General features: G+C 35.5%; 23 protein-coding genes. 9 read left to right on the top strand and 14 right to left on the bottom strand.

Annotated elements, in window-relative coordinates; genetic code table 11:
• Positions 1–181: 181 nt before the first annotated feature.
• Positions 182–868, bottom strand: a complete 687-nt coding sequence (locus tag AC07N0_RS21660) for a response regulator transcription factor (RefSeq protein WP_492801353.1) — start codon at positions 866–868, stop codon at positions 182–184.
• 169 nt (positions 869–1,037) lie between these two features.
• On the opposite strand from AC07N0_RS21660, the gene AC07N0_RS21665 reads away from it, so the two are divergent.
• Both AC07N0_RS21665 and AC07N0_RS21670 read left to right on the top strand, forming a co-directional pair.
• Positions 1,038–1,565 carry an acyl-CoA thioesterase gene (locus AC07N0_RS21665; RefSeq protein WP_494590965.1) on the top strand — a complete coding sequence of 176 codons (528 nt, stop codon included), beginning with the start codon at positions 1,038–1,040 and terminating at the stop codon, positions 1,563–1,565.
• A gap of 66 nt (positions 1,566–1,631) precedes the next feature.
• On the top strand, positions 1,632–3,545 hold the full coding sequence (locus tag AC07N0_RS21670; protein WP_494590966.1) for a RecQ family ATP-dependent DNA helicase: 1,914 nt from the start codon (positions 1,632–1,634) through the stop codon (positions 3,543–3,545).
• Between the two features lie 39 nt (positions 3,546–3,584).
• Here AC07N0_RS21670 and AC07N0_RS21675 read toward each other — a convergent pair whose 3' ends face one another.
• The 9 genes from AC07N0_RS21675 to AC07N0_RS21715 form a co-directional block, all read right to left on the bottom strand.
• Positions 3,585–4,355 (bottom strand): SDR family NAD(P)-dependent oxidoreductase, encoded by a 771-nt coding sequence (locus AC07N0_RS21675; protein WP_492801350.1) that lies wholly within the window; start codon positions 4,353–4,355, stop codon positions 3,585–3,587.
• Positions 4,356–4,437: 82 nt separating this feature from the next.
• Positions 4,438–6,099, bottom strand: a complete 1,662-nt coding sequence (locus tag AC07N0_RS21680; protein ID WP_494590967.1) for a tetratricopeptide repeat protein — start codon at positions 6,097–6,099, stop codon at positions 4,438–4,440.
• Positions 6,100–6,325: 226 nt separating this feature from the next.
• Positions 6,326–7,276 carry a PstS family phosphate ABC transporter substrate-binding protein gene (locus AC07N0_RS21685; RefSeq protein ID WP_494590968.1) on the bottom strand — a complete coding sequence of 317 codons (951 nt, stop codon included), beginning with the start codon at positions 7,274–7,276 and terminating at the stop codon, positions 6,326–6,328.
• A 15-nt stretch (positions 7,277–7,291) separates the two neighbouring features.
• Positions 7,292–7,543, bottom strand: coding sequence for a hypothetical protein (locus AC07N0_RS21690; protein ID WP_492801347.1), 252 nt, complete (start codon positions 7,541–7,543; stop codon positions 7,292–7,294).
• A 145-nt stretch (positions 7,544–7,688) separates the two neighbouring features.
• Positions 7,689–8,525, bottom strand: coding sequence for an energy transducer TonB (locus tag AC07N0_RS21695; RefSeq protein ID WP_492801346.1), 837 nt, complete (start codon positions 8,523–8,525; stop codon positions 7,689–7,691).
• Positions 8,526–8,667: 142 nt separating this feature from the next.
• Positions 8,668–9,183 carry an ExbD/TolR family protein gene (locus tag AC07N0_RS21700; RefSeq protein ID WP_323253839.1) on the bottom strand — a complete coding sequence of 172 codons (516 nt, stop codon included), beginning with the start codon at positions 9,181–9,183 and terminating at the stop codon, positions 8,668–8,670.
• Positions 9,184–9,298: 115 nt separating this feature from the next.
• Entirely contained in the window at positions 9,299–9,904 is a 606-nt protein-coding gene (locus AC07N0_RS21705; RefSeq protein ID WP_323253841.1) for an ExbD/TolR family protein, read from the bottom strand.
• Between the two features lie 76 nt (positions 9,905–9,980).
• Complete coding sequence (locus tag AC07N0_RS21710; protein ID WP_323253843.1) at positions 9,981–10,820, bottom strand: MotA/TolQ/ExbB proton channel family protein; 840 nt, start codon at positions 10,818–10,820, stop codon at positions 9,981–9,983.
• A gap of 307 nt (positions 10,821–11,127) precedes the next feature.
• On the bottom strand, positions 11,128–11,523 hold the full coding sequence (locus AC07N0_RS21715) for a hypothetical protein (protein ID WP_492801345.1): 396 nt from the start codon (positions 11,521–11,523) through the stop codon (positions 11,128–11,130).
• Between the two features lie 108 nt (positions 11,524–11,631).
• Here AC07N0_RS21715 and AC07N0_RS21720 point away from each other — a divergent pair, with 108 nt between their 5' ends.
• Complete coding sequence (locus AC07N0_RS21720; protein WP_309924515.1) at positions 11,632–11,958, top strand: DciA family protein; 327 nt, start codon at positions 11,632–11,634, stop codon at positions 11,956–11,958.
• 21 nt (positions 11,959–11,979) lie between these two features.
• Here the strand turns inward: AC07N0_RS21720 and AC07N0_RS21725 are convergent, their stop codons facing one another.
• The 4 genes from AC07N0_RS21725 to AC07N0_RS21740 form a co-directional block, all read right to left on the bottom strand.
• Positions 11,980–12,486 carry a hypothetical protein gene (locus AC07N0_RS21725; protein WP_492801344.1) on the bottom strand — a complete coding sequence of 169 codons (507 nt, stop codon included), beginning with the start codon at positions 12,484–12,486 and terminating at the stop codon, positions 11,980–11,982.
• A 101-nt stretch (positions 12,487–12,587) separates the two neighbouring features.
• Positions 12,588–13,913, bottom strand: a complete 1,326-nt coding sequence (gene ftsZ / locus AC07N0_RS21730) for a cell division protein FtsZ (protein ID WP_492801343.1) — start codon at positions 13,911–13,913, stop codon at positions 12,588–12,590.
• Between the two features lie 78 nt (positions 13,914–13,991).
• Positions 13,992–15,485 (bottom strand): M20/M25/M40 family metallo-hydrolase, encoded by a 1,494-nt coding sequence (locus tag AC07N0_RS21735; protein WP_492801342.1) that lies wholly within the window; start codon positions 15,483–15,485, stop codon positions 13,992–13,994.
• 119 nt (positions 15,486–15,604) lie between these two features.
• Positions 15,605–16,180, bottom strand: a complete 576-nt coding sequence (locus AC07N0_RS21740) for a thioredoxin family protein (protein WP_494590969.1) — start codon at positions 16,178–16,180, stop codon at positions 15,605–15,607.
• A 297-nt stretch (positions 16,181–16,477) separates the two neighbouring features.
• On the opposite strand from AC07N0_RS21740, the gene AC07N0_RS21745 reads away from it, so the two are divergent.
• From AC07N0_RS21745 to AC07N0_RS21770, 6 genes are all read left to right on the top strand, one after another.
• Positions 16,478–17,461 carry an ion channel gene (locus tag AC07N0_RS21745; protein ID WP_494590970.1) on the top strand — a complete coding sequence of 328 codons (984 nt, stop codon included), beginning with the start codon at positions 16,478–16,480 and terminating at the stop codon, positions 17,459–17,461.
• A gap of 63 nt (positions 17,462–17,524) precedes the next feature.
• Positions 17,525–18,445, top strand: a complete 921-nt coding sequence (locus tag AC07N0_RS21750; protein ID WP_494590971.1) for a S66 peptidase family protein — start codon at positions 17,525–17,527, stop codon at positions 18,443–18,445.
• A gap of 7 nt (positions 18,446–18,452) precedes the next feature.
• A complete protein-coding gene (locus AC07N0_RS21755; RefSeq protein WP_494590972.1) occupies positions 18,453–19,025 on the top strand; it encodes a 5-formyltetrahydrofolate cyclo-ligase in 573 nt (190 codons plus the stop codon).
• 201 nt (positions 19,026–19,226) lie between these two features.
• Positions 19,227–19,724 (top strand): hypothetical protein, encoded by a 498-nt coding sequence (locus tag AC07N0_RS21760; protein WP_494590974.1) that lies wholly within the window; start codon positions 19,227–19,229, stop codon positions 19,722–19,724.
• Positions 19,725–19,763: 39 nt separating this feature from the next.
• Positions 19,764–20,756 carry an aspartate-semialdehyde dehydrogenase gene (locus AC07N0_RS21765; protein ID WP_309924535.1) on the top strand — a complete coding sequence of 331 codons (993 nt, stop codon included), beginning with the start codon at positions 19,764–19,766 and terminating at the stop codon, positions 20,754–20,756.
• Between the two features lie 404 nt (positions 20,757–21,160).
• Positions 21,161–22,693 carry a M20/M25/M40 family metallo-hydrolase gene (locus AC07N0_RS21770; protein WP_494590975.1) on the top strand — a complete coding sequence of 511 codons (1,533 nt, stop codon included), beginning with the start codon at positions 21,161–21,163 and terminating at the stop codon, positions 22,691–22,693.
• The last annotated feature ends 77 nt before the right edge of the window (positions 22,694–22,770 follow it).

Genomic DNA, 22,770 nt, shown 5'->3' on the forward strand with positions numbered 1-22,770 from the left:
TCCATAACATCCACCATAATTGCACTGAAAACCAAGAAGTTATTGACAATGAAAAAAATGAAAAAAATTTGAGAAAATTCTTTTCAAATATCTGTTGCTACATATTAAGCTTATGTAAAAACAAAAAGTCCGCTATTAACTTTTATTTAATAGCGGACTTTTTGCATAAAATTTGAGTAAATCAAGGGACATCAAAGCGAAAACCCACTCCATGAACATTGGTTAGTTTGATATTTTGGTCTTTATTAAGGTATTTTCTCAAACGAGTAATGAATACATCAAGGCTTCTGCCTTTAAAATAATCGTCGTCACCCCAAATGGCAATAAGAATTTTATCTCGCGACAGCGTCTCGTTCTTATTATTCACTAAAAAAGCTAATAGATCAGCTTCTCTGTGCGTAAGGTCTTGAGTTTCGTTTTCAAACAAGAGTTTTAAATTCTTTACATCAAAAGTATATTTCCCTATAGTATGCACGCTTTGATTAACTCCTTGTCCAGTTTTCTTTCCAGTTCTTTTTAGTATCGCTTCTATTCTTAGCACAAGCTCTTCTATACTAAATGGTTTGGTTAGGTAATCGTCAGCGCCCAGTTTTAGTCCTTTTATTCTATCTTCTTTTAGTGATTTAGCTGTTAAAAAAATAATAGGCACATCGCTACCTGTACCTCTTACAAATTCTGCAAGCGAAAAACCATCCATTTCAGGAAGCATTACATCAAAAATACAAATGTCATATTGATTATTCTGAAAAGCCTTTTGTCCAGCTTTCCCATCAGTTTGAAGGTCTATGGTGTATCCTTCTTGTTCAAGATTGTCTTTTACTACAAATCCTAGGCTATCGTCGTCTTCGACTAATAATATTTTTGTCATTCGTTTGGTTATAAGATTATCTTTCTTAATGTTTGTCGGCGCAATATATTGTGTTGCTAATGTACTTGTTTTAGCTAATATTTACAATTCGTAACGAATTGCTACTTTTGTACATATTTAATAAGTATAAAAAGTCATTCCATATCAACAGTCAATAAACAGAAAAACAATGTTCTCGTTAAAGCCAGATAAACAATATCCTAAAAAATTATATTCAAAAGCTGTAATAAGGTTTCAGGATTGTGACCCTTTGAAGCATTTAAACAATGCGAAATACTTTGATTACTTCTTTAACGCCCGTGAAGACCAAGTTGCTACTATCTATGAGTTTGATTATAACGACTATTTTGAACACAACAAAACATCATGGGTTGTATATAACCATCAAATAGCCTATGTCAATTCTGCTAAAGTAAGCGAGAGAATCGGTATTATTTCTTCCGCTATTTATTTTAATGATGATACATTGGTTACAGAGTTTGTCATGACAGATGAAAATTGTACACATTTAAAGGCAGTACTGTGGACAACTTCTAAATACATCGATGTGATTACAGGAAAGAAAACGCCACATCAGCCAGAAGTCAACGATTTTTTAACGGCTATTTGTGTAGAAGGCATCGACTTTGAACACATTAACCTTAATTCGAGAATCAAAACGATTAAACAAGAGCTATTAGCAGGAACATTTATTTAAATATTTTTCAATGTTCGTTCTATAGTCATAGATACATTATATTATTGAATAATCTACTTATTACCTATGTCGGCACAGGAAGTACTAAAGCAATATTGGGGTTATGATTCCTTTCGACCATTACAAGAAGATATTATTCAATCGGTAGTGGATGGAAAAGACACCTTGGCATTAATGCCAACGGGTGGGGGGAAATCGTTGTGTTTTCAAATCCCAGCATTGATGAATGATGGCATTTGCATCGTGGTTTCGCCCTTAATTGCGCTGATTCAAGACCAAGTAAACCAGCTAAAGCAGAGAAAAATTTCGGCGATTGGTATTTTTTCAGGAATGCATAAAAATCAAATTGATATTGCCTTAGATAACTGTATCTATGGCGATGTTAAATTTTTATATGTCTCGCCCGAAAGATTACAAACCACTATTTTTATTGAAAGAGCCAAACAGATGAAAGTAAATCTGTTGGCTATTGACGAAGCCCACTGTATCTCGCAATGGGGTCATGATTTCAGACCACCTTATCTGAAAATCGCTGAATTCAAAAAAAATATCCCCAACGTTCCTCTTATTGCCTTAACTGCCACTGCTACGAAAGATGTTCGGCAAGAGATTTTGATGCGGCTGGAAATGGATTCTCCATCCGTTTTCCAACAAAGCTTTGCTCGTGACAACTTATCCTACTCGGCCTTTAATGAAGAGGATAAAGAAAGGAGACTTATCAAAATTTTGCAAAATGTACAAGGCTCGTCTGTAGTATATGTACGCAATCGCCGAAGAACACAGGAAATTTCAGATTTATTAAATAAAAACAATATCAATACTACTTTTTATCATGCAGGATTGAGTGCTGATGAACGTAGTAAAAGACAAGAACGCTGGATAAAAAATCAAGTTAGGACAATCGTAGCAACAAATGCCTTTGGCATGGGTATCGACAAGCCCGACGTTAGGTCTGTCATTCATATCGATTTGCCCGATACCCTAGAGGCTTATTATCAGGAAGCTGGCAGAGCAGGACGCGATGGCGAAAAGGCGTATGGCGTAGCCCTTTTTAACCTAAAAGATATTGAAAGTTTAGAGAAAAATATATTACAGAATTATCCACCAATTGAATTAGTCAAAAAAGTATATCAATGTTTAGGTAACTTTTTTCAATTGGCGGTGGGTGCAGGTGAATTTTCGAGTTTTGATTTTGATTTGCTCGAATTCCAAAAACGCTTTGACCTCCCTCCTACCGAAACTTATTTTGCTTTAAAAGTTCTTGAAAATGAAGGATTCATTCAGCTATCAGATTCATTTCATAGCCCTTCTAAAATTACTTTTAAAGTTGATAACCGACAGTTATATGATTTTCAACTACGAAATCCTAAATACGACTCCTTTATTAAACTATTGCTGAGGATGTATGGGGGAGAACTTTTCAGTACTTTCATAACCATTTCTGAAGTAAACATTGCCAAAGCTTATTCAATACCTTTGAAGGAGGTTGAAACGATGCTGTCGAATTTAGAAAAATTTGATTTGGTGATTTACGATAGGCAAAAAGATAAACCTCAAGTTACCTTCCTTACTCCGCGGTTTGATTCAAAAACATTACCGCTACAAGTACAAGACATTGATTATCGCAAAGTAAAAGCCTTACAAAAAGCCCAAGCAGTAGCACATTATGTACAGCATGAAATTAGGTGCCGTACACAAATTCTATTAGAATATTTCGATGAAATTACTGACGAAACCTGTGGTATTTGTGATAATTGTCTGAAGAAAAAGAAGCGTAATAAACAAGTGGTAGAAGATGAAGATTTTACCAATAATACTCGACAGAAAATAAAACTGCTTTTGGCTAATGGGGCAATGAGCTTACCGTTAATTACTCAGATTATGCAACCACCTAGTATGCAAATATTCAAAGACATCATTCGTGAAATGATTGCTGATGGAGCAATAGCTTATGATGGCGAAGGTAATTTGAAAATTTAATGTCACTGAAAAGCTAGTTTCCAGTGACATTCTTATCTTTTATTGATAAATTCCAGCCGCTACATTTTCAGTAATCGATTTTGGTGCAAGCCAAGCCAAGAAAGCTCCAAGCTTATTTACTAAGCCCGGAATCACTTCCGTTTTCCCTGCAAACATGGCTGCTACAGAAATTTTTGCTACCAGTTCAGGAGTCATCGCTACTTTCTCAGCTGCCTTGCGAGCCTTAGCTGGTACAGCCGCTCTATCATTAAATCCTGTATCCGTTGCTCCCGGGCTAATACAAGTTACAGATACCGAAGAACCTTTCAATTCACCTTTTAATGCTCTTGTAAAGTTCAATACAAATATTTTAGTAGCCGCATAAACCGCCATTTTTGGCAGAGCTTGGTAGGCTGTAGAGCTAGCAATATTCATGATATATGCTTTGCTTTGGCGTTTCAGCATTGGCAAAAACACATGACACATCTCGGTAAGTGTAGCCATGTTTAGGTTCATCATATCTCTATTTTGTTCAATAGAATAGGTATCAAAATTACCTACAGAACCATACCCTGCATTATTCACCAAGATAGCTACTTCGTATTGTTTTTGTTCAACCCAATCATATACCTTTCTAGCAACATCAACCGCAGCTAAATCGACGGCTAAATAATCTACTGTTACGCCGTATTTTTCATGAATTTCAATGGCTACTTCACGAAGCAAACCTTCTGACCTTGCCACTAATAATAAATTATATTTTTGTTTAGCCAATTCTACGGCTATTTCTTTCCCGATTCCCTTGCTGGCTCCTGTAATTAGTGCGTACATGTTTGTTGTTTTGTTAGAATGCCTCAAAATTAACAAAGCCCTACCAAATGGCAGGGCTTTGTATCAAACAAATTTTAAATTTTTATTTTTTCGGAGTCTTAGCTGGCGTTGCCGCTGTTCCTGTAGCAGGTGCTAAAAACTCTTTTAACTTATCTGGGTCTTCAGGTTTGATAGCAACAGCTTTATCTACATACTCTTGAATTTTAGCTGTGTCTTTAGTTACGTTTGCATGATATCCTACTAGGTATCTGTATGCTTCGTACAATTGTTCTTTATTAGCTTTTGCTAAATCAACCACTGACAAGAACTTTTCGTAGTGTGGTACTGCCAACCATTTTGTGCCAGTATAATCCACATAGTTGTTAGTTCTAGCACGGAACAAATAGAATGGAGCAAATTTATCATTGATTGCAATTGCACTAGCAAACATTGAATCTGCTTTCATACCAGTGTTGTATCTACCTAATGAATCTTCACGTGGCGTATAAGCTGTTGTAAAATAAAGAGCCATAGCAGCATTGTAATAATCAGCACTTGCCATTGGAGCTTTCTTCTTTTGTTTCCAGTCAATTGCCTTTAAAGCATAATCAGCTGCTTTTGCATATTTTTTCTGACCATACACAATCGTATAGATTGTAGCGAAATGGTTGTTGATAGTATCTTCAGGAGCTGCCTTCAAATAATATTCAACGGCTAAAGAATCTTGTTTTAAACCTTGATATCCTTTTGCAAAATATACATTATCCAAATAATATGGTTTTACACCAGCTTTCACCATTTGCTCTAAGTTATCTATACCCAATTGTGGAGTTCCCAATTCAATATTAGAATAACCTTTCATTCTAAAGATATCATTATCTTTAGCACCACCTGCTTCTGCTTGTTTTGTAAACTGCATAGCACCTTCATAATCTTTCGCTAAGAATAATAATTTAGCTGTTTCTAATAAGATTACTGGAGTAGCCTCTGCTCTTTCAACATATTTTCTAAAGAATTTAGATGCTTCTTTATAACGGTTGAAAATAATATAGTATTCACCCATTCTCTTGTAATATGGAGCATAAGATGAATCTGTCTCATAAGCAGTTTGATAGTTATTGATTGTATATTGATAGTTTTTACCTCTTAAATATACAATACCTAATTTAACATAAGCTTTTGCTGTTTTGTTGATTAAGATAGATTGCTCATAAGCTGATGCCGCTGGGCCACCATCATTTTTCAATAAAAACGCATCTCCTTTTACAATTTGCATATCAACTGTCAAAGGTTTCTTAGTTTTTTCAGTAATCAAGTCAATCAAACGAACAGCTTCCGCAGGGTCATTTGTATGTTCAAACAATGTATAAGCTTCAGCAATACGGAAAATCACTTCAGCATTTTTCATCTTTGTATCAGCCAAAATTTTATCAAAAGCAGCTTTTGCACCTGCTCCGTCTTTATTTGCTAATAACAAAGTTGCTAAACCAACTGAGTTCAACGGTTGTTTAGGGTCTGCAGCAAGGCCTTTTTCAAATGTTGCTTTTGCTTCACTTAATTCTCCTGAACGTAATTGAGCGTATCCTAAATAATATAAATTTTCACCCGTAGGGCTAGCCGATACTAGTGATGTAAATGTTGCTTTAGCTTTAATTGGCTGGTCTCCGTCCAACTGCGTCAAGCCTTGCTGAACAGTCTGCCCATTTACCGCAACGGCAAATAACAAACTTGCAGCCACCAACAGAGATTTAATCTTTACTTCCATTTTTTTTTAAAGTTTTAGTTGTAAGTAATTAAAAGTAAGTATCTAAAATCAGGTAATTCTTTTTATTAAACAAATTTCCAAAATATCTTTTGAATTTGTAACAAATTATAAAATTAAATTAAAAAATTGTTACAATAACTCAAAATTTTATTCGCAATCTATTCAAATAAAATATTTTGTTTATTCCTATATTTTAATAATTCTTAAAATATTATGCCACCTTAGTTTAGTCCATTTTTACTTGCCTAATCTGTAGTGGTTTTGTAAGTGGTAAAAGCCCTCCTTTCAATACAATTAATTGCCCTTGTTCAAGACACATATAATTGATAAAACCTGTTCCAAGCCCCATATAAGGCTCTTTTAAGATTAATTTAATTTGACGAATTAATGGATACCTTTTCAAAGCAAGATTATACCCAAATGGCTGATAATAATCTTCTGGATTAGTACTGTTTTTCTCTGAAACTGACATCACATTAATGTCTTTGATAAAACCTAAAGACGCGGGGTCATCACCATCACTAATCCAATTAGTACCAATTACACCCATCGCATTTTTATGCGTTTTTACATATTCTATTACCTCCTTGTTCGACTTTGTGGCAAAGAAAGAAACTTTTTCTTTCTTATCTATTCCAAATTTTTCTACTAAAAACGTTAAATTACTAGAGCTTGCTCCATCAAAAACCAATACTATATCTTCACTTGAACCATTTTTGCTAATCTGAGACCATTTCTTTTTTTCCCCTTTCATAACACTTGCCAAATCGTTAACAGTAATCATACTATCACGATTATCTTTATTAGTAATGAGGGCTAAGGCATCACCTGCAAATTTAAAACTCCTATAAGTAATTTTCTCATCTGTATAAACTGTCTTCTCTTTATCGGTCAGTTCTCGTGTTATTACAGCTACTCTAGCTTTATCATTTAATAACATTGCTACTGCTTCTCCTTCTTGTTTATACACTAAATTGATTTTTGTATAGGGGAAAGTCTGTTCAAAAGCCATTTTTTCGGCTTGCATGATGGGTTGAAAAGACTCATCAACAGCAACAGTAATTTCTCCTTTTGCAGGGCCATCTAATTCTTTACCATCTTTTCCTGTGTTTTTTCCACAAGAAAACAAAGTAGCGGTTAGTAGAATCGAATAAGATAGATTTAATATAGTTTTCATGGTTTTTGTGATTGTTTATTTCTTCTCGTCATAATATGAATACTCCTCATTATCATCGTCGTCTTCATCTTTCAATTTGGTGTAAACTCTCCATGCTCTAAAAATGCCATATATGATAAGCAATGCACCCAAAGCATATACATACAAGGAAGAAGGCAACATCATCTGCGCAAAAGCTGATTCAGGGTTAAGTACCAAAAGCAATCCTATCACAGCGTATGAAAGGGCCATTAATACATTAACAAGTACAAAAATTCTACCGGACATCTTTTGATATTTAATATAAAACGATAATCACAACCCTATTTGATACATTTCCCATAGAAAAAAACAAAAACAGATTCCTATTGAAAAATGAAACCTGCCAGTTTCCTGACAGGTTTTCATTGTATCTTAATGCTAAATAATATAATTATTCAGATAGCACGAAGCTAATTGGTACTGTAAATCTTGAACGTACTGCACGACCAGACTGTTTACCTGGTGTCCATTTCGGTACAGATTTAATTACTCTAACAGCTTCTTCATCACAACCAAAACCTACTGATTTAAGTACATCTACGTTTTGGATACTACCATCAGTATTTACAACGAATTGGATATATACTTTTCCAGAAACGTTAGCACGTTGCGCTGCTGCTGGGTATTTCAAGTTTTTCTGCAAGAATTTAGCAAATGCAGCCATACCCCCTGGGAATTCAGCTTGTTGTTCTACCGCAGTAAAGATTTCTTCCTCTTTTGGCTTTGGTGGTTCAACTGGTGCTTCTGGCGCAGTACCTCTTGCATCTGGATCTACTGGCGGGCCAGCATCTTCAGTTTCTCCTTTTACGGTTTCAGAAGCAGTATTACCTTTTACTTCTTCTGGTGGTGGTTCAGGTTTTGTTACCTCTTCATCCTTTTTGATTTCAGGAGGTAAGAATTTTGTCGTCGTCACCTTTGGTAATTCTTTTGGTGGTGGTGGCGGCGGTGGTGGTGGTGGTGGTGGTGGAGTTTTATTCTCTGGTGGTGGCTGATCAATTTTCATTACTTCAGCTGTAACCTCAGTTTTAGTTTTTGCTAATTCTTCATTGATTTTATTATAAATAAATGATAATGCAAAAAGAGCTGAAACCGACGCTATACCAATTATCAAAGAACGTGAAACCACTTTTGGATAAGATTTTCTTAAGATATAAGCACCATATTCTTTGTTCTTATTCTTAAAAATAATGTCATCCAACGTTGCATTTGGGCTTATTACGTTTGACATAATTCCTGATGTTAATACTGTTAATGTTTCTTAATTTGAATCAAAACCTTTCAAATTAAATTTTCATTGAACTAAGATAAAACTATTAATTTAGTTTTCAAAATATTATCAACTATTTTTTTAGTTTTATTGTGATTTTTTATTAAAGACCCGATTTTTTGATTAGCTTCTCAGAATCTGGATCTATTTCAAGGATTGCATAACGCTTGTTACTTGTAATAGCACATTCGTCTAGCAAATCTACCATGTTCTTGTATTTAGCTCCTTTAGTAGCTTTAATAACAATCGTAAAATTATCACCGATTCGTCTTTTGTAATCGAACAAAACAGTTCTAATTCCGTCTTTAGAATAATTTGTTTTCTGAAGTTGAGTTGATGCTTCTGTTGGCAAACCTTGATAGTAATATACTTTCTCGGCATCAGGCATAACAGTTAAGGTTTCAGACATTTTAACTTCTGATTTATCATCCTTTTCCGTTTTATCAGGCATATTCAACTGCATTACTACGGGCTTTGCTAACGTCGTGGTTAACATAAAAAAGGTAATCAATAAGAAACCCAAATCAACCATGGGAGTCATGTCAATTTTGGTTGACGCTTTCTTTGCGCGTTTCTTACCGCCTTTTTTGCCCCCACCGTCTTGACTTATTTCTGCCATTGTATTGGGGTTTTAATTGTTGGTAGTTAATGATACTCAGAGAGTTTTAGCTTTATAAGACCCTGCCTTTCAAAGAGAGGCAGGGTTAAAACTACTGAGTACAACTAAATAAAATCTATTGAGGCTTACCTTCAGGAGATGTAACCAATTGGAATGTGTTAATATTCTGTTCCTGTAAAGTACCAACTACTTGGTTGAACACTTTATAGTTTGAGTTAGCATCACCTTTAATAGCTACCTTTAATCCTGGATTAGAAATTTTTGCATAACTAACCCAAAGGAAAAGTTCATTATTGGCTGAATCGCAAGGAATACCTTTCAAATATCCTTTTGCTTTCGCATCTGATGGCTTTACACTTAAAACCTGACGCATAGCGCCTGCTGGATAACCTACGATTTCTGAAGCGTCATAGTTCTTCTTCATTTCCGCAGATACTGGAACAGATAGGCGGTTTGCCATTCTTTCCAACATATAATCCTTAGCAGCTTTGTCGTCTGTTCCTAAATAAATACCACCTTCTGGACTTACTGAAATAGTAAGAATTCCTTTTTCGCCAGTTATTGTTTTCTCTGAAATAGATGACGGAGGAACGATTGTTACGGCTTCTTCAGGTTTAAACTTTGCAGTAAGCATGAAGAAAGTAAGTAACAAGAACGCCACATCGCACATCGCTGTCATGTCTAGAGAAACACTTTGTCGTTTTGCTTTAACTTTTGGCATAATCTTGTTTAGTTATAAGTTGTTTGATATGAGTTATAAGGTTAACCTATAACACTTAGCGCTTAACACATAACTATTAATTATGGTGAGTTGCGTAGTTTTGGTTAATGCTCAAACCAATTTCATCAACGCTGTAAGTTAATTCGTCAATTTTAGACGTAAAGAAGTTATAAGCAATGATACAAACTGCTGAAGTACCAATACCTAATGCCGTGTTGATAAGGGCTTCAGAGATACCGTTTGCTAATGCAGTTGAATCTGTTGATCCTCCTGAGTTACCTAAAGCCGAGAACGCTTTAATCATACCAACTACTGTTCCTAAAAGACCGATTAGCGTAGAAACTGAAGCTAACGTTGCAATGATAGTTAAGTTTTTCTCTAACATTGGCAATTCCAATGAAGTAGCTTCTTCAACTTCTTTGCTAAGAGCAGCTAATTTTTGTTCTTTGTCCAAAGAACCATCACTTGTCAACTGCTTGTATTTTTTAACAGCAGCTAAAGTAACGTTTCCTACTGAACCTTTTTGTTTGTCACATTCTTTCAAAGCTGCATCAGTATCATCTTTGTCAAGAAGAGCCTGAATTTTGCGAACGAATGCATTAACATCACCGCTACCTTTTGCTTTACTAATTGTAATTAGACGCTCGATAGAGAATGTCAAAGCTGTCAAGAAACAAGTTAAAAGGATTGGTACGATATCACCACCTTTAAATGCAAGAGCAAGATAATCTCCTTGGTGTGGGTGACCTGCGTTCGTTCCACCTTCAAAACGAGATCCATCTCCCATTACAAAACGGAAAAATAATTGGGCAATAACAAAAAGAATTAAAATAACCAAGCCAGCTGAAATGCCGCCTGATTTTTTTTGAGCTGGTGCTGCTGGTTTAGCAGCTGGAGTTTTTGCTTGTGTACTCATTAGTTTGGTAATTTTTGGGTTTAAGTTAAAAAACAGTTTTAGGTGAATTTTAAAATAAAAATAATGAAAATAACCTAAATACAAAAGATTCTTTTGAAATAACTTGTTTTAGGTAATGACAAAACTAACACAAAAATCTTTTAATTATCATACCACGTATATGAAGTTTTTTTAAAAAAATATTCAACAAAACCTATGTATTGTACTATAACAATAAATACATGCATTTTAAAACATATTTGCAGGACTATTTCAAGAATTTAACTTTACAAAGAATGTATATAACTTTTCAATGATTGTCTTTTTTTTATAAAAACTCCTTAAGTATTGATTCTAGCAAGACTATTCCATGAGTATTTTCTCTGATTTTCTGGTAGTCTAAAATACTTATCATTTTTTCAAGGCGTTCATTTTCTCCGTTTATAAGTACCCTAATACTTTCTGATTTATCTAATAAATTAGTCAATAATGCCATCAATTGTTTGAGGCTACTTCCTTCTTCGGCATCCAGAAAAACAAGTATTTTTGGCGAATCTTTTATTAATTTAATAGCATACTGAATCGTTAAATTATCAGAAAAATTATCAATATCATAAACTATTACTGATGGGTTTGATAGCTTTACAAAATCAATGAAAGTATTAGTATATTTGATATTTAACTGGCTATTTCGTACTTGGATATATAAAAAAAGACTAGGCATTTTATAGTTTTTTATGAATTTTAAAGTGAGATGGTCTAAATAATTAACATTTAAAATAACAAATACCGTAACTTTGATTCAATCATCTTGCAGTATCCCCAAAAGTGTATGTCGAAGGTATATCATTATAATAAAGAAAATGTTCGTAGAAAAACAGGAGCATCCTCGTTAAAGGATGCCATAGAGGATATGCTTGAGCTGTATAAAATTCGTTCTAAGTTTAACGAAACTTATATCGTTGCTTATTGGGAAAAAATCATGGGTTCTCCGATTGCCTCAAGAACAACCCAAATTTATATTAAAGACGGAAAATTGTTTATTCAATTAGATTCCGCTCCGCTTCGAAATGAATTATTGATGGCAAAAAATAAAATCGTTGAGCTTATCAATAAAGAAGTAGGAGAAAAAATCATTCAGGATGTCGTATTTTTATAAGTAGTAATCCTTTAACTTCGATTATTGCCTCTCTGCTTCTTTTACTTTATTTTTCAAGCCGAAATATTTGATTACAAATACAATCGCGACTACCAACGATAGCCCCAACAAAGCGATATATACGCCTTGGTATTTTTCTATTTCTTCTAACATTTGATGATTCTCTTTTGAAAAACCCTTATGTCTTTCTGTCAATTCTACTAAATCATGATTCTTTTGAGTGAGGTCATTATTTTGCTGAATCAGTTCATTGTATTTTTCAGTGAAAGCAGCAGTAGCATTGGATTGCTGACTTTGGTATTCATTTAGGATTTCATTGTCTTTATCAATAATTTCATTGAGCGCATCTATCGTCTTTTGCATATCATCTTTAGAACGATTGCCAAAAAGCCCTGTTGATAGGTTTTCTGATTCCTTGTATTTTTGATATAATGTTTGTCTTTGGGTAGTAAGGTCTTTTATTTTATCCTGAGCATTACTTTTAGTAAATACAAGGCACATTAAGAATAATAAAATGAAATTTTTCATCGACTAATTAATTGTAATGATAGTTGAATATTGTTTAATAAAAATCCCACAAGTATTTTGAATTGCTTGCGGGATTGATAACGATAAGCTATATGCTTCAATTATAAAGAATGTGACTGATAATCAAGTTCAAGGATTTCAGAAATATCTAATAATTTGATATTATAACGCTGAAAAGCTGGCGTATCAAAATCCTCAGAATCAGATGGCATTTTTGTTGCAAAATCTTCAATCATTTTTCGCAATCTTGGGGTATCATCTTCTCTCGGAGGAAAAACATGCTTAATAGGTTGTTTTTCTTCTTCTATTACTTCGTCCTCATCTTCTTTATACTCTTCATCTTCCACAATATTTGAAGGCTGTAAAGATACAGGTTCTACTTTAACTCCTTTTTTAGCATGATTCCCGTTAACTGGTTGTTTCAAAGGCGTACGCACGGGTCCATCTGGTAAATCAAACCCAGCTGCTATTACCGTGATGCTCATATCATCACCCAAGTTATTGTCAATGATAAAACCGAGTTTAAATCCAGCAGGTGAATTTCCGATAGCCTCCATGATATGGGCAGTAATAGCTGTTTGCTCTTTTACCGCCATTACTTTTTGGTCACTTGTAGCAATCGTTACTAATACACGTTTCGCACCTTTAATATCACGGTTGTTTAATAGCGGTGAATCAAGGGCTTTCTCAATAACCTCTTTAGCTCTGTTTGGTCCTTTAGCAGTAGCCGTACTCATTACAGCTTGCCCAGCATTGCTTAATACTTTTTTAACATCCTTAAAGTCAGCATTTATCTTACCAGATTTTGTAATTACTTCCGCTACTGATTTGGCAGCATTGGCCAATACATCATCTGCATGTTCAAAGGCTTCTAAGATGTTTAAATCTTCATAAATCTCTAATAATTTATCGTTCAATACTACCAAAACAGTATCACAAGTACGTTGTAATTCAGCAATTCCTCGGTTGGCGGCTTCAATTTTCTCTGTACCTTCCCATGAATACGGAGCTGTTACAATCGCCACTGTTAGTATATCCAATTCTTTGGCTATTCTCGCAATTTCTGGTGCTGCTCCTGTTCCTGTTCCTCCACCCATACCAGCCGTAATAAAGACCATTCTGGTACTTGGTTGTAGTAATGCTTTAATCTGAGCTTCACTTTCCAGCGCTGCTAGTCGTCCTTGTTCTGGTTCTGTTCCAGCACCAAGTCCTTCTGTCAAAATTTCGCCTAATTGCAGTTTTACAGGAACTTTATTATCATTCAGGGCCTGTAAGTCGGTATTACACACTACAAAATCGACGTCATCAATCCCCATTTCGAACATGTGACTAACAGCATTACTTCCTCCTCCGCCGACACCAATCACTTTAATGATATTGTCTTTTGTCTCAGATGAAATTTCAATATTATGATGAAAAAAATCCATATTATAAATTATTATTAAGGATTAATTAATTACTAAATAGCCCGTATTATTTGTCTTGAAAATCAGTTGAATATACTATTATTCTTCTGCTCCCCATCGCCATTCTCTACCAAGCTCTAACTCTTTTTTCAGGTTTTGTTTTATAAAAAAATCTCTTGTCGAGTAAAAATCTAATTTCTTCGCTGGCACCTTATCCACATTGGCGATTCCATACAACATCATTGCTGTGTACCTTACGGTATTAACCATTTCATTCTTGTTAATCAAATCAAAGCGGTCGCAATTGGCATGATAACATCCTACCGCATCTGGCGAGATTCCTCCAATCGGAGATGCCGTCGGTATTCCTTCCAACATAAAGCTTTGATGGTCTGAATGAAGTCCTGCTTGGTTGATAACATTGTTTTTATATTCGGGTACTGCCTTTTGCATACACTCTCCTATTTTTGTAAACAATGATACCATTTCGTCTCTTCCTGCCGTATTAAATCCATTCGCATTATTAGCCATATCGAGGTTGAACATAAACACCACTTTCTCTAAAGAGTTATTACGCTTACTTCTCTCAATCATCGCTTTTGACCCCAGCAAACCTTCTTCTTCACCCATAAACATGACAAACTCAATCGTTCTTTTAGGTTTTAGATTTAATGCTTTGAAAGTACGGGCAATATCTAAAATAGAAAACGAACCTATGCCATTATCCAACGCACCAGTAGCCAAATCCCAAGAATCGAGGTGTCCACCAATTACTATTTTTTCGTCACGGTATTTTTTATTGTCTCCTTTGATGGTAGCGATAACATTTCGAGCTTTAATCATTTTACTAAAGTTCTTCATATCTATTACGCCCATCAAGTTGGGTTGTTCACTCATCCAAGAACGGATTTTGATGCCACTCTCTAATGACACACAAACTGCTGGAATCGCGATTAAACTTCCAGTAACCGAAGCTGTGCCCGTTAGCAATACATTTCCTTTTACGGTATTGACAAAAATAACTCCTGCTGCACCATATTGCATGGCTAGGGCTGTTTTTTCAGAACGGTGTAAATTACGAGTTCCTTTAAAGGGGGCTAACAATCCGAGGTTTACTAACGCTATTTTTCCTGTTAATTGGTCTTTTACGGCTTGAAAATCTGGTTCTAATCCATTCCCTACATCCACAAGTTCGGCGGTTACTTTGGCTTCAACGGGTGTCATTGCCAATGAAACTACTTCTATGTCATGAAAGTTATCACTTTTTTTAGGGGCAATTGCTAACGTCACGGTATCTCTTGACCAAGCCTCTACTTGAAATGGCTGATATTTTACATCTTTAAAACCATAAGATTTTAATAAATTATAAGTGTATTCTTCAGCTCTTTTACCATTTGCACTACCCGTAAGGCGGTGTCCAATTGTTTTACAAGCATCTCCCAATGTTTCGTAAGCCCTACTATTGGCTACTACTTCATCGTTGATTCGCCTGAATGTTTCTATTAATTCTTCATCTTCATTTCCTAAAGGTTGAAATGCAGCTGTTGAAGTAATAAGGATTAGAATAAGAAAAACGTAAAGGTTTATTTTCATTTTGTCTGTTGTGAAATAGGAAATAATAGTGGAATTTACAAAAAAACTTGACAAACTCTAACATATTTAAAATAAGAATAAGTCCCTATTAATGCCTATTATTGATAGCCTTTAAATAATTACTTATTATTCAGACTGTACTGTTGGGGATATATCTCTTTTTGATATTTTTCCCAATTTCCTTTACGGTAATGATTATCTCCAAAAAAAGTAACTATTTGATGAAACTGCTGAGCTTCTTGATAACCTGCCACGGGCTGAATCATATTAAATTGCTCATCTAAATACACAATCGTCGGGAAACTCATCTTTCCTTGTAAAAGAGCAACTCCTGCCTGATTGTAACCATTTTCCCAGATATATTGTTGTTTGCCAATTCTGATGGTATCTTTCATTTCAGCATCTAGTTTTACAGCATAATATTTTTGATTGACAAATTCAGCTACTTTTTCATCCGTAAAAGTTTTTTGATCCATCACCTTGCACCAACCGCACCAGCCTGTATAGACATCCACCAAAATTTTTCTTGGCTCTTTTTGGGTAGCGGCATACGCTTCCTCCAAAGTCATCCAATTGATTTTGGCTTTGTTTGCTTTAGTGATAAGGCTAGTGTTGGGTGCTGTATTAGCAGCGATTTGTGCATTTCCAGCAAATGCTATCAAGGATATAAGAAATGTAAAGAATATGTTTTTCATGTTTTATAAGTTGGTCTTGCTCTGTGAGATTTTTATCTAAAACGGTTTTCTCCTTTTTAGCAAAGATAATTGGATAAAGTAATTTTAATTATACTATACTTTAAGATATTTTATTGAATCCGACGTCCAACTTTCTGAAAGATTGTCTCTAGTCCTTCCAGATTTTAGCTAAATAGCTTTTCTATTACCTTAGCAATTTACAAAAGGTTTGTTTTCCTTACAAAGATTTTTGATTAAACGGTCAACTGTTTTATTTTCACTCATTATCTTTAACTATTTTTGACTTCAAATAAATTCATGGCTATACTTCGACACAAAAAAAGTAAACTTGTTGAGGCTGAAGAAAAACGTAGAGATTTAGGCTTTGGCTCTCAAATTACTGACCCTGACACTAGGCTCCTCAATAAAGATGGTAGTTTTAATGTTAAAAGAATTGGTGGTAATTTTTGGGGACGTTATAATATATTTAATGAGCTTATTATCTGTTCATGGAAACGTTTTTTTATCCTCATTGTTGCCTTTTACTTAATATTGAATTTTATATTTGCCTGCCTCTATCAAGCCGTAGGGATTGAACATCTACAGGGTGTGGATTTAACCACCAAAGGCTCGGGCTTTATGGATGCCTTCTTCTTTTCTTCTCAAACACTAACCACGGTTGGCTATGGAAGAATTGCACCCATTGGTTTTTGGGCAAGCACCATCGCGGCTATTGAATCGCTATTAGGCTTATTGATTTTTGCCTTGGCTACTAGTTTACTGTATGGTCGTTTTTCAAGACCAGTCGCTAGAGTATTATATTCCGACAAAGCTATTATTGCGCCTTATCTGGATATTACGGGCTTTATGTTTAGGATTGTGAATGAGCAAAGTAATCAATTAATCGATTTGCAAGTTGAACTAGCGGTATCAATGCTAAGAAATGAAGGTCATGGGAAAAAAGTAAGGAGATTCTATGGACTGAAATTAGAACGAAGCAAAGTGAATTTCTTTCCGACTAATTGGACAATCGTGCATCCAATTACAGAAGATAGTCCGCTATTTGGATTGACTAAAGAGGATTTGCTATCGAGTGATGCTGAGTTTTTAGTATTGCTCAAAGCTACAGAAGAGACTTATAATCAAACAGTAAATTCGCGTACTTCTTTTCATGCGCGTGAAGTAGTAGTCGGTGCAAAATTCCTTCCTATGTTTAGCGATGTTCCAGGAGCTGGAGTAGTAACGCTAGACTTGCGTAAATTATCAGATATTCAGGATGTGCCTCTATCAAGTGAGCTATAATGCTGGATATAAAACAAAAATTAAAGGGTTCATGCTTATGAACTCGTCTTTATAAATATTAAAATGATTCAACCAAAAGCATTACAAAAAGGAGATACTGTTGGCCTAGTAGCATTGGCATGCAAAGTAGATTTTGAATTAATAAAACCTGCCATTGAGGTAATAGAAAAGGTATGGGGGTTGAATGTAGTTTTGGGTACTTCGTTGACTAGTAAGTATCATCAATTTGCAGGAACTGATGAAATCAGGGCTAATGATTTCCAGATGATGCTAGATGACCCCAATATCAAAGCTATTATTTCCGCCAGAGGTGGCTATGGTAGCTCACGGTTATTAGATAGCATAGACTTCACACAATTTATTCAACACCCCAAATGGGTTGTTGGGTTTTCAGATATTACTGCGGTGCTTTGCCACATCCATAACCTAAATATTGAAAGTATTCACGCCACCATGCTTAAATTATTTATGCAAGATGGCGGTGAATATTCGTTAGAGACCCTCAGAAAAGTACTTTTTGGCGAACCCCTTGATTATCATATTCCTGCGAATGCATTAAACAAAGTGGGTACTGCCAAGGGGCAATTAGTAGGGGGTAATTTAGCAATGTTGACCCATATCATTGGCTCAAACTCTGATATTGATACGACAGAAAAAATTTTGTTTTTGGAAGACGTAGGTGAATATTTATACAGCATCGACCGTATGATGATTCAGCTAAAACGTTCAGGGAAATTAAAATCCTTGGCTGGTTTGATTGTAGGACATTTTTCTGACTTAGAAGACAACGAAGTACAATTCGGAAAAACAGCTAATCAGATTATCGAGGATGCCGTTGCTGAATATAATTTCCCAGTATGTTATGATTTCCCTGTCGGACATGAACCAGCCAACTGGGCAATGCCTTGTGGTAGAGAAGTAACGCTAACCGTAGATAACAATGGTGTTTGGGTGAGAGATGCTGTAAATGATACTTTAATCTAAAATCAGCATGAACAAATCTACTCTCAGGAAACATTATTTAGCTCGACGAAAAGCACTCAGTCAGGAAAGTATCACCGAAAAGAGTCAAGCTATTTGCGATTTGTTCTTTCAGCATTTCAATCTTTCTACGATTGAATACCTTCATATATTTCTACCCATTATCAGGCATCATGAAATCAATACTTTTCTGATCATTGATAGCATTCAGCAGGAATTTCCTCACGTACAATTAGTGGTGCCAAAAAGTATTCCTGAAACCAACGAGATGGAACATTATTTATATGATAAAAGTCAATTGGTTGAAAACAAATGGGGTATTCCAGAACCTATTCCAACTATTCCCATTTTGCCTATTGATATCTCAATGGTAATCGTTCCGCTATTGATTTTTGATAAAGCAGGCAACCGTGTGGGCTATGGTAAAGGTTTTTACGATAGGTTTCTTAAGCAATGTTCTCCCGAGCTTATCTCAATTGGCTTATGCTTAGAAGACCCCATTGACAGCATTGAGGATGTGAATGAATTTGATGTTAAAATCAATTACTGTATTAGTCCAAATAGACTATATTCGTTCAGTTAAAAGTAAAATTTCAATAAAAAACAAGAATTCCTACAAATTTACTCTACTATTCCCAGCAGATTCCTTTTCTCTTCCAACTTTATCAAGTAATTTTGCAAACTTTTTATTTTCCCTGACTTTCAAAGGAAATTAAATTTCAATGATTCTGACGACTACTCAACGATGTGATTTTTTTGAAAGATAAATCGCACGAAAGAAGCCATGAAAACTAAGATTTTAATATGCTTTTTGTTATGTATAGGTTTTAAAACCTTTGCTCAGGAAGAAAAAAGAACTTTGTATCCGATTTCAGTTAAACGACAATTGTTTGGCGTAAAATTTATTTACGATAGACAGATTATCGACAATGCATCGGCTTTACAAATACCCTTGTTGCAAGCCAGAGACCCCAAAGTAAATGTGGAGTTCCTGACTTACAAACAACAACAAAAGCTAGTTAAGCTAATCAATATTATTCCTGCGGGGGTTTCGCTTTATACAGTTTTTAACAGAGATAAAGTATCCAGCGGTTTTTATTGGTCAACAGTCGGCACTACTTTATTGATTTCGACTTATTTAAATGTAAAAGCAAATATGCATTTATCTAATGCGATTAATCGTTATAATGAGGTTATCCGTAATAACGAAATCGGGCTAAATGTACAGACAACACCTGATCATCAGGCGATAGTGGGGGTTGGATTAAAGCATAATTTTTAAGTATTTTTTTATATAATCAATTAATAATCAATTTTTAAAATGAAAGTAGCAGTAGTCGGAGCCACAGGTTTGGTCGGTGGCGAAATCCTTAAAGTGTTAGCGGAACGTAACTTCCCAGTAACAGAAATCATCCCAGTTGCCTCTGAGCGTTCAGTAGGTAAACAGGTAGAATTTAAGGGTAAACAGTACACCGTTGTTGGTTTTGATGATGCTATTAAGATGAAACCAAACGTGGCGATTTTCTCGGCAGGTGGTGGTACATCTTTGGAATTAGCTCCGAAATTTGCAGCGGCAGGGATTACAGTAGTAGATAATTCTTCAGCTTGGAGAATGGACCCTACTAAAAAACTAGTAGTACCAGAAATTAATGCGTTTACATTAACATCAGAAGATAAAATCATTGCTAACCCGAATTGTTCTACAATTCAGATGGTTGTAGTGTTGAACCCTTTACACAAAAAATATAAAATCAAGCGTGTTGTTGTGTCTACGTACCAATCAGTAACAGGAACGGGCAAAGCGGCAGTTGACCAATTATTTGCAGAACGTGAAGGTCGTACAGATGTACCTGCGGTATATCCACACAAAATTGATTTGAACGTTTTACCACACATTGATTCATTCTTGGATAATGGTTATACCAAAGAAGAAATGAAAATGGTGAATGAAACCAAGAAAATCATGTTGGATGATTCTATCGCGGTAACAGCTACTACAGTGCGTATTCCAACGATTGGTGGACACTCTGAAGCAGTAAATGTTGAATTTGAAAACGACTTCGACGTAGAAGAAGTAAAAAATATTTTAGCAAATGAAGAGGGTGTAATCTTACAGGATGACCCTAAGAATTTTGTATATCCAATGCCTATTAATGCACATGGTAAGGATGAGGTTTTTGTTGGACGTATCCGTCGTGATGAAACCCAACCTAATACCATCAATATGTGGATTGTAGCGGATAACCTTCGTAAAGGTGCTGCTACTAACGCTGTGCAAATTGTAGAGTATTTGGCTAAAAACAATCTTATTTAGTAGTTTACAGGTTTGTTTGATAGTGAAATGAAAGCCGAGATAATTATCTCGGCTTTTTATTTTTTTAGAATTGATGATAAAGGACTTTAGGACTGGAGGAGGTTGGGATTTTAAACCGTGTTATGTGGCACACAGAACACAACACTTGACTATTGGGGTTGATAAAAGCATCGATATGAACATTTACCTTTGTGTTCTGTGTGCCACATAACACGGTTTAAAATCCCAACCTCCTCCAGTCCTAAAGTCTTTTGTCTAACGTCTAAAATCCACTCTCCTCCAGTCCTAAAGTCCTTTATCCTCAAGTCTAAAACCTAATCTCTATCATCCAACCTCCTCTCCTCAATTTTGTTTTATGCGTTGCAAAATGTAAGTTTGGGTAAACTAAAATCCATACTTCCTCCATGAAACGCTATTTTTTACTTATCATACTCAGCCTCTCCCTTTTGTCTGCCTTCTCGCAAAATGTTTTAGTAGAAAAAACACGTGAATTTCGTAAAGCGAATGAGCATCGTCTTTTGAATGAATTCATGGGACTGCTGTCTATTCCTAATGTAGTGTATGATACCGTAGGGATTCAGAAAACTGCTAACTATATTGTAAAAATGATGGAGGAAAGGGGTATCAAAGCGCAAAAGTTAGATGCCAAAACCAAAGGCGTTCCTCCTGCTATCTTTGGGGAAGTAATTGTGCCCAATGCTACAAAAACGTTGGTTTTCTATGCTCATTACGACGGTCAGCCAGTAAACCCAAACCAATGGGCAGAAGGTATCAAACCTTTTGAAGCTGTTTTCTTAAATGGCTCTTTAGAAAAGGGCGGGACAATCATTCCTACACCCAAAGCCACAGAAAGTATTAACCCTGAATGGCGAATTTATGGCCGCAGTGCTTCTGATGACAAAGCAGGCGTTTTTACCATCCTATCTGCCTATCAAGCCATGAGTAAAATGGGCATTAGTCCGAAAATTAATTTGAAATTCTTTTTTGAAGGGGAAGAAGAAGCAGGGTCGACACACTTGGAAGAAATTTTAGATAAGCATAAAGATAAACTCAAAGCCGACCTCTGGGTAATTTGTGATGGACCAGTACATCAATCTGGACGCAAACAGGTTGTGTTTGGAGTACGTGGGGATGTAAATGTGGAGGTAAAAGTATATGCCTCAAAGCGTCCACTTCATAGTGGGCATTATGGCAACTGGGCTCCTAATCCTGCTAACTTATTAGTGAATCTATTAGCATCTATGAAGGATGAAAAAGGGAAAGTATTAATCAAGGATTTTTATGATGATGTTACGCCTTTAACAGCCTTAGAAAAACAAGCATTAGCCAATATCCCTCCGCCCGACGAACAAATGAAAAATGAACTGGGTTTTGTGCGTGCCGAAGGCGAAGGTAAGTCACTAGCAGAATTAATTAGTTTACCTTCTTTAAATATCAACGGGATAGCTAGTGCCAATGTAGGTAAAATGGTAGCCAATATTATTCCCACTTCAGCTACGGCTGCTTTAGACTTACGCCTGGTATTAGGAAATGATGCTCAGCGACAAGTACAAAAACTCATTAATCATATTAAATCACAGGGCTATTATGTCACTACCAACGAAAGTATAACTGACGAAGAGCGATTAAAATATCCGCTTATTGCTCGTGTGCAAGCTAAAGATGGATACAATGCACAACGAGCTAAAATGGATTTGCCAATCGCTCAACTTATCATTAAAGCTGTGCAGAGTACTTCTAAAGAGGATATCGTGTTGATGCCAAGCTCAGGTGGAAGTTTACCTTTGTATTTGTTTGGTAAATACTTGTCAACTACTACCATTACTGTTCCTATTGCCAATCATGATAATAATCAGCATGCTGAAAATGAAAATATCAGAATACAAAACCTATGGAACGGGCTTGAAACGTATGTCGCGTTGATGAATATTCAATAAATTGAACAGCATAATTATAGTGTATATCAGCTTTTTGAAATTATAATCCATAACTATTACTTATCTTTAACCATCTA

The organism is Arcicella sp. GW821-FHT09D11, assembly GCF_059416265.1.

Excerpts from the sequence above, each read along its gene's own strand:
- AC07N0_RS21660 (WP_492801353.1), bottom strand. The coding sequence starts at position 868 with ATGACAAAAATATTATTAGTCGAAGACGACGATAGCCTAGGATTTGTA.
- AC07N0_RS21665 (WP_494590965.1), top strand. The coding sequence starts at position 1,038 with ATGTTCTCGTTAAAGCCAGATAAACAATATCCTAAAAAATTATATTCA.
- AC07N0_RS21670 (WP_494590966.1), top strand. The coding sequence starts at position 1,632 with ATGTCGGCACAGGAAGTACTAAAGCAATATTGGGGTTATGATTCCTTT.
- AC07N0_RS21675 (WP_492801350.1), bottom strand. The coding sequence starts at position 4,355 with ATGTACGCACTAATTACAGGAGCCAGCAAGGGAATCGGGAAAGAAATA.
- AC07N0_RS21680 (WP_494590967.1), bottom strand. The coding sequence starts at position 6,099 with ATGGAAGTAAAGATTAAATCTCTGTTGGTGGCTGCAAGTTTGTTATTT.
- AC07N0_RS21685 (WP_494590968.1), bottom strand. The coding sequence starts at position 7,276 with ATGAAAACTATATTAAATCTATCTTATTCGATTCTACTAACCGCTACT.
- AC07N0_RS21690 (WP_492801347.1), bottom strand. The coding sequence starts at position 7,543 with ATGTCCGGTAGAATTTTTGTACTTGTTAATGTATTAATGGCCCTTTCA.
- AC07N0_RS21695 (WP_492801346.1), bottom strand. The coding sequence starts at position 8,525 with ATGTCAAACGTAATAAGCCCAAATGCAACGTTGGATGACATTATTTTT.
- AC07N0_RS21700 (WP_323253839.1), bottom strand. The coding sequence starts at position 9,183 with ATGGCAGAAATAAGTCAAGACGGTGGGGGCAAAAAAGGCGGTAAGAAA.
- AC07N0_RS21705 (WP_323253841.1), bottom strand. The coding sequence starts at position 9,904 with ATGCCAAAAGTTAAAGCAAAACGACAAAGTGTTTCTCTAGACATGACA.
- AC07N0_RS21710 (WP_323253843.1), bottom strand. The coding sequence starts at position 10,820 with ATGAGTACACAAGCAAAAACTCCAGCTGCTAAACCAGCAGCACCAGCT.
- AC07N0_RS21715 (WP_492801345.1), bottom strand. The coding sequence starts at position 11,523 with ATGCCTAGTCTTTTTTTATATATCCAAGTACGAAATAGCCAGTTAAAT.
- AC07N0_RS21720 (WP_309924515.1), top strand. The coding sequence starts at position 11,632 with ATGTCGAAGGTATATCATTATAATAAAGAAAATGTTCGTAGAAAAACA.
- AC07N0_RS21725 (WP_492801344.1), bottom strand. The coding sequence starts at position 12,486 with ATGAAAAATTTCATTTTATTATTCTTAATGTGCCTTGTATTTACTAAA.
- ftsZ (WP_492801343.1), bottom strand. The coding sequence starts at position 13,913 with ATGGATTTTTTTCATCATAATATTGAAATTTCATCTGAGACAAAAGAC.
- AC07N0_RS21735 (WP_492801342.1), bottom strand. The coding sequence starts at position 15,485 with ATGAAAATAAACCTTTACGTTTTTCTTATTCTAATCCTTATTACTTCA.
- AC07N0_RS21740 (WP_494590969.1), bottom strand. The coding sequence starts at position 16,180 with ATGAAAAACATATTCTTTACATTTCTTATATCCTTGATAGCATTTGCT.
- AC07N0_RS21745 (WP_494590970.1), top strand. The coding sequence starts at position 16,478 with ATGGCTATACTTCGACACAAAAAAAGTAAACTTGTTGAGGCTGAAGAA.
- AC07N0_RS21750 (WP_494590971.1), top strand. The coding sequence starts at position 17,525 with ATGATTCAACCAAAAGCATTACAAAAAGGAGATACTGTTGGCCTAGTA.
- AC07N0_RS21755 (WP_494590972.1), top strand. The coding sequence starts at position 18,453 with ATGAACAAATCTACTCTCAGGAAACATTATTTAGCTCGACGAAAAGCA.
- AC07N0_RS21760 (WP_494590974.1), top strand. The coding sequence starts at position 19,227 with ATGAAAACTAAGATTTTAATATGCTTTTTGTTATGTATAGGTTTTAAA.
- AC07N0_RS21765 (WP_309924535.1), top strand. The coding sequence starts at position 19,764 with ATGAAAGTAGCAGTAGTCGGAGCCACAGGTTTGGTCGGTGGCGAAATC.
- AC07N0_RS21770 (WP_494590975.1), top strand. The coding sequence starts at position 21,161 with ATGAAACGCTATTTTTTACTTATCATACTCAGCCTCTCCCTTTTGTCT.